This window comes from Microcoleus sp. ARI1-B5 (genome assembly GCF_036705795.1).
GTDB lineage: Bacteria > Cyanobacteriota > Cyanobacteriia > Cyanobacteriales > Microcoleaceae > Microcoleus.
Genome location: NZ_JAUBVK010000003.1, coordinates 322,009 through 333,714 on the forward strand (window position 1 = coordinate 322,009; position 11,706 = coordinate 333,714).

4 protein-coding genes and 1 pseudogene are annotated in these 11,706 nt (G+C 43.7%); all 5 read left to right on the forward strand.

Features of this window, described 5'->3' with window-relative positions; all coding sequences use genetic code 11:
• Positions 1-166 precede the first annotated feature (166 nt).
• On the forward strand, positions 167-1,579 hold the full coding sequence (locus QUB63_RS06655) for an ABC transporter ATP-binding protein (protein WP_332944006.1): 1,413 nt from the start codon (positions 167-169) through the stop codon (positions 1,577-1,579).
• A gap of 15 nt (positions 1,580-1,594) precedes the next feature.
• Positions 1,595-3,115, forward strand: coding sequence for a methyltransferase (locus tag QUB63_RS06660; RefSeq protein WP_332944007.1), 1,521 nt, complete (start codon positions 1,595-1,597; stop codon positions 3,113-3,115).
• Between the two features lie 174 nt (positions 3,116-3,289).
• Positions 3,290-8,656 (forward strand): glycosyltransferase, encoded by a 5,367-nt coding sequence (locus QUB63_RS06665; RefSeq protein ID WP_332944008.1) that lies wholly within the window; start codon positions 3,290-3,292, stop codon positions 8,654-8,656.
• A gap of 30 nt (positions 8,657-8,686) precedes the next feature.
• Positions 8,687-9,715, forward strand: a complete 1,029-nt coding sequence (locus tag QUB63_RS06670; RefSeq protein ID WP_332944009.1) for a class I SAM-dependent methyltransferase — start codon at positions 8,687-8,689, stop codon at positions 9,713-9,715.
• Between the two features lie 224 nt (positions 9,716-9,939).
• A pseudogene (locus QUB63_RS06675) lies at positions 9,940-11,532 on the forward strand (class I SAM-dependent methyltransferase); the annotation flags it as partial.
• Positions 11,533-11,706: the final 174 nt, after the last annotated feature.

Consider the following 11,706-nt stretch of genomic DNA (forward strand, 5'->3'; position numbering starts at 1 on the left):
AGATCGCTCGTCAATTCTTTAATCTAAAATCCCAATAAAGGTTTGATCGTTCGGAATGCAAGTCCTCATAAAAATCTGAGGACTTGCATTCCTCACTACCAACCTATTTTTAGTGAGAGCGGACATAATATCAATCTAAAATCTCAAATCTCAAATCTCAAATCGGATGACAGAAAATGTAATTTCACTAAAAAATGTTTCCAAATGCTTTAAGCGGTACGATCGTCCAGGAGACCGCTTAAAGGAAATTATTTACCCGAGCAAAAAACTTGCTGACGAATTTTGGGCCCTGCACGATATCAATCTGGAAATTCCTCAAGGAGAAACTCTGGGAATCGTCGGTCGCAACGGTTCCGGAAAAAGCACTCTTTTGCAAATAATCGTGGGGACGCTGACACCTACCGCAGGAAGCGTGGATGTTAAAGGGCGAGTTTCCGCTTTGTTGGAACTGGGAAGCGGGTTTAACCCAGAATTTACCGGGCGGCAAAATGTGTTTTTTAACGCTCAGTTACTGGGATTCAATCAAAAAGAAACTGAAGAAAAGTTTGACGATATAGCTGCTTTTGCTGATATTGGGGATTTCATCGAACAGCCAGTCAAGACTTATTCTAGCGGTATGTTTGTCAGGCTAGCTTTTGCCGTTGCGACTAGCGTCGAGCCGGATATTTTGGTGGTTGACGAGGCGCTTTCTGTGGGTGACGAAGCTTTTCAGCGCAAGTGTTTTGCGCGCTTGCAAAGCATTCAGGAAGGTGGCGGAACGATTTTATTTGTTTCTCACGCTGCTACTTCTGTGGTGCAACTTTGTACGTCGGCGATTTTAATGGATAGCGGAGAATTACTGCTCGCTCACACGCCGAAGGTGGTAATTTCTAAGTATCAAAAGTTGATTTATGCCGATCCGGATCAGGTTCTAGGGTTGAAGTCAGATATTCGCACTCTGAACCTACTGACAAAACAGGAAAGCCAAGCCAACCTTCAGGATGCTAGTTTAGAAAGCACAAAGAGGGAAGTTAAACCGGACCAACATCTCTCCAAACCCAGGGAACATTATGATGAATTTTACGATCCGGGGATGATACCGTCGAATACGGTGAGGTATCCGTCTCGCGGAGCGGAAATTATCAACCCCCGCATCGAGACGCGGAAGGGAAATGTGGTAAATCACTTGATCGGTCGTCAAGATTATATTTACACTTACTCTGTCACTTTCTCGCGGTCAACTTCCAAAGTTAGGTTTGGAATGTTGATTAAAACGATTAGCGGTTTTGAGTTGGCGGGTGCTTCTTTGAAGGCTTCTACTCAGTCAGTTAGGTATGTGGAAGCGGGAACGACAATTGTCGTGAAGTTTCAGTTTAAATGTTTGCTGAATCCGGGGGTTTATTTTTTGAATGCGGGGGTTGTGGGAACGGTAGATGGGGATTTAACTTATCTGGATCGCTGCGTTGATGTGGCGATGTTTAGAGTTCAGTCTTGTACTGAGTCCTGCGGTAACGGCATCGTTGACTTGCTGATCGAACCGTGTTTAACTGTTGTTAATTCAGATTCTCTGGTGCAAGAGCAGTCTACCGAAGTTATCTAAAATTCTGTGAGAACAATGAGCGAGATAAATTTAGATTTAGTCGAAAATCCGGTAATCAAAGCGTTTATTCGAGAGCAAGCTAAGTTTCCTGAAGATTTTAAACTGAATATCTGCGAAGACGATGAAATGTATTTGTTTGCTTTGAGCAATGTCAAGGACGATCGCGATCGGGCTTTGGTGCGCTATTATTCGCTCGGGCGCCGCATCCTGGATACGGTTAAACAGGTTGTGGATTGGCATTTTGGCAGTTTTGAAAACGTACCCTCTTTTCTGGATTTTGCCTGCGGTTACGGTAGATTTACGCGGTTTTTGATTCAGGAAATGCCACCGGAACAAATTTGGGTTTCTGATATTTATGCTAACGCGGTCAAGTTTCAAACTGAATACTTGGGCGTCAGGGGTATTGTCTCGACTGGAAAACCAGAAAATTATTTAATTGACCGCAAGTTTGACTGCATTCTGGCTAATTCTTTTTTCAGCCATATGCCGGAAAGAACTTTTACGAGTTGGCTGCAAAATTTGTATGATTTGTTGACTCCTAACGGCATTTTGATGTTCAGCGTTCACGATGAGTGTTTGCGTGCTGTTGGGGCCCAAATGCCTGAGCGCGGTATTTTGTTTAGTCCCCAAAGCGAAAGTCAGTCTTTAGATAAGGAGGAATACGGCACAACTTATGTAAGTGAAAAGTTTGTGAGAGAAATTGTCGATAAAGTTAGCGCAGGCAAAGCTTTTGTTCACCGCATCGAAAAAGGCATATGCAGGTTTCAGGATTTGTATGTTGTCACAAATGAGCTGGTTAGAGATTTTTCGGAGTTGAAATTCAATCACCACCCGGAAGGATATATTGATGTTGCTGCTTTTACGAATAAGGAGAATTTGTATCTGGAAGGATGGGCGGCTGATGTGAATCTTGGCGGTATAATTGAGGAGGTGCAAGTGCTGGTAAACAACCAGATTGTGCAGAGGTGCGAGCCTTTTTACAATCGCCCGGATGTGGCCGGATATTTTGAAACTGATGCGGCTTTGCAGTCGGGTTGGAATTGTTATTTGCCGAAAAACACTGTGGCGCCGCAGGATGTGTTAACAGTCAAAGCAATCAATAACTACGGTGGGGAATGGATTCTGGAAACTTGCACCGTGCAATCGCTGCTGAACCAAAGGCAATCGCAGTCTTTGTTGGGGTCTACTCAGACCAAACTTAAATTGATCGAGACTCAATTAGCTGCGGCTAAAATAGAAGGGGAGCAAAGTCAAAGTAAGTTAATGATTACAGAAACGAAGTTAGAAGAATCTCAAACGAAGTTGCAAGAAACTCAAACTCAATTAATTTCAGCTCAAACGCAGTTGGAGCAAACTCAAAATCAGTTAGTATCGGTGCAAATGCAGTTGGAGAAAACTGAAAATATGCTAATCAATGTGAAGGAAAAATTAGAGCAATCGCAATGTCGAGTTGTGGCAATGGAAAGCAGCAAGTTCTGGAAGCTGAGAAGCGTGTGGTTTCAAGTCAGGCGATCGCTCGGCTTAGCGGGAGAATAAGACAAGACAATTTGAGATTTTAGATTTTTCGACGGGGGCGAGCGAACAAGTTTTAGATTTTAGATTGGGGAGAGATGATGGACTAAGTGTTGGCATATTACCTAAAGTTGCATTTTGGGGTAAAGAGTGTAGCGAGTAAAAATGGTGTGGGAATTAGGGCGAGGGAGAGAAATTGTGAGTATAAATGACAGCAAACCGTCGGTTTTTATTGTTACAGGAATGCACCGTTCCGGTACGTCTTTAACGGCTTCTTTGTTTCAGAAAGTCGGGGTTGATATTGGCAAAAAGTTGGTGGGCCCGGCGGTTGGAAATGTCAAAGGTCATTTCGAGAATGTTGATTTTGTGGAGTTTCATAAAAGTGTTTTACGATCGCACGGCATAGATGAACTCGGCTGTACGTTAGAAAAAACGATTCCGGTAGCAGCGGAATATGTGGAAATTGCCAAACGGGCGATCGCCCAAAACCAACTTCCTCACAAGCATTGGGGCTGGAAAGACCCGCGAACCGCTTTGTTTTGGGATTTTTGGCTGAATTTGCTCCCCGAAGCCAATTTCATCTGCGTTTATCGATCGCCCTGGGAAGTCGTCGATTCCCTGTACCGCCGGGGAACCGATGCCAGCTTGCTGCAAAATCCCGAAATGGCAGTAAAAATGTGGCTGCACTACAACCAAAAAGTCTTAGAATTGTCCGAAAATTTTCCCGATCGCTGTCTGCTGGCCAACGTTTACCCGATCGGCAACACTCCCGAACTGTTTATCGATCGAGTCAACGACAAATTTAATGTTAATTTAGGTGCGATACCAGCCGATAATTTTGAAGAATCTTTATTAGTCAACGATATTGTCAAAAGTCACAGACCGAGTTTAATAGAACAATATTTTCCCGAAGCATTAGAACTATATCAAGTTTTGGAAACCCAAGCGGGCAATCTCAGCAGCGAATCCAAGTTAGCCAGCGACAAAATTCTTCACTTTCCAGTATCTTCTGTCGGCCCTTTTGAAGATTGGCTAAAAATCCGCTTGCTGGAAAAACAGCAAAAAAACAGCAATGCCGAAGTCAAACAGTGGCAAGAAGAATTTCACCAAGCCCAGGCGAAAGTGTTGGGATTGGAAACAGAATTAGGAGAAACTCAAGTACAACTGGCAGGGAAAGAATCGAATTTTCAAGAAGCTTTAGTAAAACTGCTAGAATTAGAAACCGAATTAGGACAAACTCAGGTACAGCTTGACGGCAAAGAGTCGCAATTTCAAGAAGCTTTAACAAAAGTATTGGAATTAGAAGCAGAATTAGGGCAAACTCAAGTACAGCTTGCTGGCAAAGAAACGCATTTTCAAGAAGCTTTAGCGAAACTGCTCGGATTAGAAACAGAATTAGGACAAACTCAGGTACAGCTTGCTGGCAAAGAAGCGCAATTTCAAACAGCTTTAGCGAAAGTATTGGAATTAGAAGCAGAATTAGGGAAGAGTCAGGTAAAATACGAAGAAAAAGAATTCAAATTGGATCAAAAACTAGCTGAGTTATTGTGGTTGGAAACAGTACAAACTCAAACTCGGGAAAAATTAAATCAAAGTCGGGAAGACTTAGAAAAATCGCTCCAGGAAACAGAAAGAGTTCGAGCAGAAATTGCTGCTATCAAGTCTTCGGACTGGTGGCAAGTGAGAGAAAAATGGTGGGAATTTCAGCACCGAATCCGCGACTTGTTCCCGAAATTTGTTTTTTCGTTAGACCGACCCACTACTTGGCAAGTTAGCGATTCCAACCTGCCAATTGTGGGCTGGGTGTTTAACACAAAAACCGAGATTAAAGCAGTCCGCGCCCGAATAGAAGACAAGACTTTCGTCGGCGTTTACGGCATCGAAAGAAGCGATATAGCCGCCGCCCATTCTAATATTTCGGCTGCCAATAAATGTGGTTTTACAATTGAATTGCAAGCGCCGGCTGGACGGCACAAAGTGCTGCTGGAAGCGCAAGATGAGGGCGGTAAATGGCATCTTTTAGCAGCTTATCCGCTGTTGGTTTCAACGATTCAAGCATCGTTAGATGTACCGGTGGTGTGGGAACAGCGTCAGGGTCAAGTTTTGTTTGCAGGTTGGTGCTGTCACCACGATCGCAAAATTGCTAAATTAAGCTTGTTGTGCGGGGATACTTCTGTAGAATGCGCCTACGGTTTGCGCCGAAAAGATGTCGGCGAAGTGTTTCCCGACTGGGTTAACAGTTCGGAAAGCGGCTTTGAAGCCCTTGTCGATTTGCCTCCGGGGGAATGGCACGTTTCGCTGAAAGCTGAGTTAGATACCGGGGAAATTTTGTATTTTCAAGCGCCGCAAATATTGACCGTGCGGCGCTACCATATTTGGCAGCGAAGTGCTGATAAATTTGAGGAGTTTTCGAGTTTTGTAGAGGCAATCCGGCAGCGGGCGAGGGAGAGAAAACAGCGTCTGGGCAGAATTGTGCCGATGCCTTGGGAAGTTGTGAGGGTGATTCGCCAGTTGGGGAAGATTTACCGGCAGCAAAAACAGTTTACTGCGCCGGGTGATTTGCTGCCGCCTGCGGGTTTTGTGGTTCCTAAACCGATTGATAGGTATGATGCTTGGTTGGAGGTGAATCAGTGGAATGTGCGATCGCGCGATTACTTGATTTCTCGGTTAAAATCTTGCCGGGAAGCGCTGCCAAAAATTTCGGTGGTAATGCCAGTTTACAATCCGCAGATAGATTTTCTCGAAAGTGCGATCGACAGCGTAATGGCTCAAGTCTATGCTAACTGGGAACTCTGCATCGCCGACGATTGCAGCACCGATTCCGCGGTTGCTGAAACTTTGAAAAAATGGGCCGAAAAGGACGATCGCATCCGCATCACATTTCGCACAGAAAACGGCAACATCAGCGCAGCAACCAACAGCGCCGCCGCCCTCGCCACAGGCGACATCATCCTATTTTTAGACAACGACGACGAACTAACTCCCGACGCTTTAGGCGAAGTCGCGCTATATTTTGCCACGCATCCAACCACCGATTTTCTCTACTCAGACGACGACAAAATCGACACCAAAGGCCACCGGTTCGCGCCCCAATTCAAACCGCAATGGTCGCCCGAACTGCTGCTTTCCTATATGTATCTCGGTCATTTGTGCGCCGTCAGAAAACATATTTTTGAAGAAATAGGCGGTTTGCGGCTCGGTTTTGAAGGCTCGCAAGATTACGATTTTGCCTTGAGAGCAACCGAAATTTCTCGCCGCGTCGCGCACCTGCCGCTAGTGCTGTATCACTGGCGAACTGCACCCGGTTCTACAGCCGTATCTGGGGCAGCGAAACCCGCCAGTTTTGCCGCAGGTCAAAAAGCAATTCAAGACGCACTCAACCGCCGAAAAATTAACGGCAATGTCGCTCAGCACGCCTGGGCGATTAAAGAAAATTTGGGCATATTTGCCCAGGATTTCCCAGATAGCGGCCCGTCAGTAACGGTAATTATTCCTACTAAAAATCAGCTCACATTGCTGAAAGCCTGTCTGGATTCTCTGGAAAGTACAACCTACAAAAATTATCAAGTTGCCGTCATCGACAACGAAAGCGACGATCCGAAAACACTGGAATATTTAAAGCAATTAACTTGCAAAGTTCTGCGGATAAAAAATCCTGGTGGCAAGTTTAGCTTTGCGGCTATTAACAACCGCGCTGCGGAACAAGTTGAGAGCGAATATGTCTTGTTTTTGAACAACGATACAGAAGTAATTAACCCGCGCTGGCTGAGTCAAATGGTGGGATACGCTCAAATTCCTGCTGTGGGTGCAGTCGGCGCGCGGCTGTTATATCCCGACGGCAGAATTCAGCACGCGGGGGTAATTCACGGCCTCCATCACGGTTTGGCGGGTCACGCTTTTAAGCTGATGCACAAGGATAATCGAGGCTATCTTTCTCAAGCGATGGTAACGCGAAATTATTCAGCGGTGACAGCCGCTTGCACGATTACTCCGCGTCAATTGTTCTTAGAATTGGGCGGTTTTGATGAGGATAATTTTGCTGTTGCTTACAATGATGTTGATTACGGATATCGATTGTTAGAACGGGGTTATCGGTGCGTATATTGTCCTGATGCGGAATTGTTGCACAAAGAAGGAACTTCTCGGGGTTTTACCGACAATCCTCAAGAAGTGGCGGCTTTTAGGCGCAAGTATGCGGGGAAAAATGACAGTTTTTACAGTCCTCATTTGTCTTTAGAAGATGAGTATTTTCATATTCAACCTCGACGGGTTTTTATGAAGGGAGGGGGCAGTTCGGCAACGGATTTTGTAGCGGATGTAGCGGATGTAACGGATGTAACGGATAGAAGGGATAAGGAAGAGTTAAAATTGGCTGATTCTGGTTTGTTGTCAGTAGTAAATAGTTCTCTTCATCCTATCAAGGTTTTGATGTGCAGCAATTCGCTGGATTTTACGGGCGCGCCGCTGCATCAGTACGAAATTGCGGTGAAATTGGCGGCTGAGGGTGCGATTTTGCCGATCGTACTTTGCACCACAGACGGGCCCCTGCGCCAAGCTTACGAACAACAGGGAATTGAAGTAATTGTGCGCGACAATCCCCTCGAACACATCTACCAGCGCGATGCTTACGATGAAGCTATCCGCAATTTTAGTAAGGAAATTGAAACTTTAAAAGTTGATGCAATTTATGCCAATACTTTAGAAAACTTTTTTGTAGTTGATGCGGCCCACCAAATCGGAATTCCGGCGGTGTGGAACGTGCACGAAAGCGAACCTTGGCCAACTTATTTTAACAGGTTTGGTTCGGAGATTGCGGCGAGAGCTTTAGAGTGTTTTCGCTTTCCTTACAAAGTGATTTTTGTGGCGGATGCAACGCGCGACAGGTATTTGCCCCTCAACAGCCACCATAATTTTACCGTGATTCACAACGGCTTAGATTTGAGCAAACTGGAAAATTCCGAGAATTCTGAATTGGCTAGAAACCGTCTCGGAGTTCAAGCGGAAGATGTGGTAATTTTGCTGCTGGGAACGGTATGCGAACGCAAAGGTCAGCAGGATTTAGTTAAGGCACTTTCTCTTTTGCCTGACAAATGGCACAATAAAATTACGTGTTTTATTGTGGGCGATCGCCCCAGTATTTACAGCAATAAACTAGCCGATTTGGTGGCCCAATTGCCGGAAGATTTGCGGCAAAGGGTGACAGTAGTTCCGGAAACTGGGGAGACGGGAAAGTATTACAAAGCGGCGGATATTTTTGTCTGCACTTCTCGCGTAGAAAGTTTTCCCCGAGTGATTTTGGAGGCGATGGCTTGCGATTTGCCAATTATTACATCGCCAGTTTTTGGGATTAAAGAACAAGTGCGGCCGGGAATTAATGGTTTGTTTTACACGCCCGATCGCCCGGACGAATTAGTTGCAGCTTTGCTCCGTTTATTGGAGGATAAATCATTGCGGCATCAGTTAGCTGGAAACGCTAAATATGTCTTGGATTCACTCAATACTTTTGAGGAAATGACTCAAGCTTATGCAGAGATTTTCTGCGAAGCATATTTTGCTAAAAAATAAACCTTCAATAAGATTAAATGGTAAAAAAGTATGCTATCAAATTCCTCAAGTACAGAAGATGAAAATTCCGAGAAATCAACAGCTCAAAATTACTGGGAATCTAACCCGACAGCAGGAATTACAAAGCACGGTTACTGGTTATCCAATCCGATTATCGAAAAAGCTGTAAATCATCGGCTATCAGGTGGAAAGACAGAAAATTACTGGCTATGGTGGTTAGTAAATAAATTCTTCAAAAAGCGACGGTTTAATAATCTTTTGTCTATTGGTTGTGGAGTCGGCCATCACGAGATCCTTATGGCTAAATTCGGATTTGCGAGTCAAATTGATGCTTTTGATTTTTCCGAAAGTTCTTTAGAGATTGCTAGAAAAGATGCCACGGCAGCGGGAGTAGATATTAATTTTTATCAAGATGACTTTAATTTGTTTGAACTCGATGAGAATAAAAAATATGATATAGTTTTTTGCTCTGGTTCGCTGCATCACGTCAAAGAACTAGAACGATGTTTGTCAACCATTCAGAAATGTTTAAAGCCCGATGGATATTTTATTGTCAATGAATACATAGGAGATTGCTATAATATATACAATGAAAATCAACTCGATTTGATCGATCGCATTTACAAATGTTTTCACAACACGCTAAGGTCGGGAACAACTGAAACGTTTTCGAGTCCAAGTATTGAGAGAGTATTTACGAAAGATCCTTCTGAAGCAGTCCGGTCAAAGCTGATACTTCCTTTTTTGAAATTATACTTTGATGTAGAAGTCTTGAATCCCGCTGGTGGGGGTTTGCTTCACGAAATGTACCCTTTGTTAGATCACTGTCAACTTTCAGATGGAGACCCAAAGAGTGAAACGATTGTAAGGTTATTGCTTGAGTTTGAGACAATCTTAATGGATTTGCCGACAGGACTCTCAAGTGATTTTTGTTTGTGTATTCTGAGACATAAAAAACCCAAAATCTTAGAAAAATTGTGGCTGGGAACGTGGAGGAAAGCGAATCGCGGTAAACTTATTTTAACAAGTTTGGTTCGCCGATGGCGGCGAGAGCTTTAGAGTTTCCACTCTTAGCGGGTGATTTTTGTGTTGTGTGCAACGCGGGAAGCTATTTCCCTGTCAATAGCTAGCAACCACAATTTTAGAGCGATTCACTTCCCTCAAATTTTCACAGAAGCTGATTTTACCAAAAAATAGACCTTAAATCCAATTCCCGAGTAAAAAAAAGTATGTTATCAAATTCTGAAAACAGACAACATGAAAATCCCCATAAATTAACAGCTCAAAAATACTGGGAATCTAACCCAACAGCCGGATTTACAAAGGAGGGTTACTGGTTATCCAATCCGATTATCGCTAAAGCTGTAAATTATCGGCTATCAGGCGGAAAAACAGAAGGTTACTGGTTAACCTGGCTAGTAAATAGCTTCTTCAAAAATCAACGGTTTGATAATCTTTTGTCGGTGGGTTGCGGCGTCGGGAATCACGAGATTCTGATGGCTAAATTAGGATTTGCGAGTCAAATTGATGCCTTTGACTTTTCTGAAACTTCTTTAGAAATTGCCAGAAAAGATGCCGCCGTAGCGGGAGTAAATATTAATTTTTATCAAGATGACTTTAATTTATTTGTTTTAGATGAAGACAAAAAATACGATGTCGTTTTTTGCTCGGGTTCGCTGCATCACGTCAAAGAAATAGAACGATGTTTATCAACCATTCAGAAATGTTTAAAACCCGATGGATATTTTATTGTCAACGAATACATCGGAGATTGCTATAATATATACAATGAAAATCAACTCGATTTGATCAATCGCATTTACCGGTGTTTTGACTCCAGGCTGAGGTCGGGAACAAGTGAAATATTTTTAAGTCCAAGTATTGAGAAAATATTTACGAAAGATCCTTCAGAAGCCGTCCGGTCAAAGCTGATACTTCCTTTCTTAAAATTCTACTTTGATGTAGAAGTATTGAATCAAGCCGGTGGGGGTTTGCTTCACGAAATTTACCCTTTGTTAGATCACTGTCAACTTTCTGATGGCTCTCCAAAGAGTGAAACAATTGTCAAATTATTGCTGGAGATTGAGAAAATATTAATGGATTTGCCGGGAGGACTCTCAAGTGATTTTTGTTTGTGTATTCTGAGACATAAAAAGCCAAAAAGAATGGAAATAATACCGCCTAAAATAGACTACGAAGGGGCATGGGACAGCTACGCCAAAGAATGGAAAGACAATAATCCTGAACTCGCTTATTTGGGCGATGAATGGGTGGGAAAAGGTGCCGGTGCAGCCAACTCGCTCACAGAATACGAAGCGCTGATAGAACAGGAATTTATTGCACCGTACATCAAAAAAGAACATACGGTTTTAGAAATTGGTATCGGCGGCGGAAAAACTGGTTCGCTGTTGCTGAAACATTGCGATCGCCTAATTTGTGCCGACATTTCCAGTCAAATGCTGCAAGCCGCCCGATCGCGCTTGGGGAGCGATCGCGTTTCCTACGTCAAACTCAACGGTTTAACATTAGACGGCATCGCCGAGGGTGCAGCCGATGTCTGCTTTTGTTACGATACAATGGTACACGTAGAGCCGGTAGACATATTCAACTACCTAACTCGCATTCCAAAACTGCTGCGGGGCGATCGCATTTGCGTCTTTCACCACGGCAATATTCTCAGCGAATTAGGGTGGCAAAAATTCGCCGGCGAGTGGGACAAAAACTTGCTAGGACGCAGAGACGGCACTGCATTCTCAGTAATGACCGATACAATTATGGAAAAATTTCTCAACCATTTAAACTATGAAATCATCCTGAAAAATACATCTTCAGTACCGCGAGATTGCGTCTGGATATGCAAAGCGCCCTTAGTGTAAATACAAGGTTAAAAACCTTGAGAAATAGGGTTGGCATCCAAGTCTAGATCCCCCTAAATCCCCCTTAAGAAGACCCACTTTGAGAGTATTTTACCCTTATTAATGCGGCGTTTGATGGTGTTTTGGTCTTTAAAAAAGCTGACTTTGATGGGTATTTTGCCCCTTGAGAAGGCG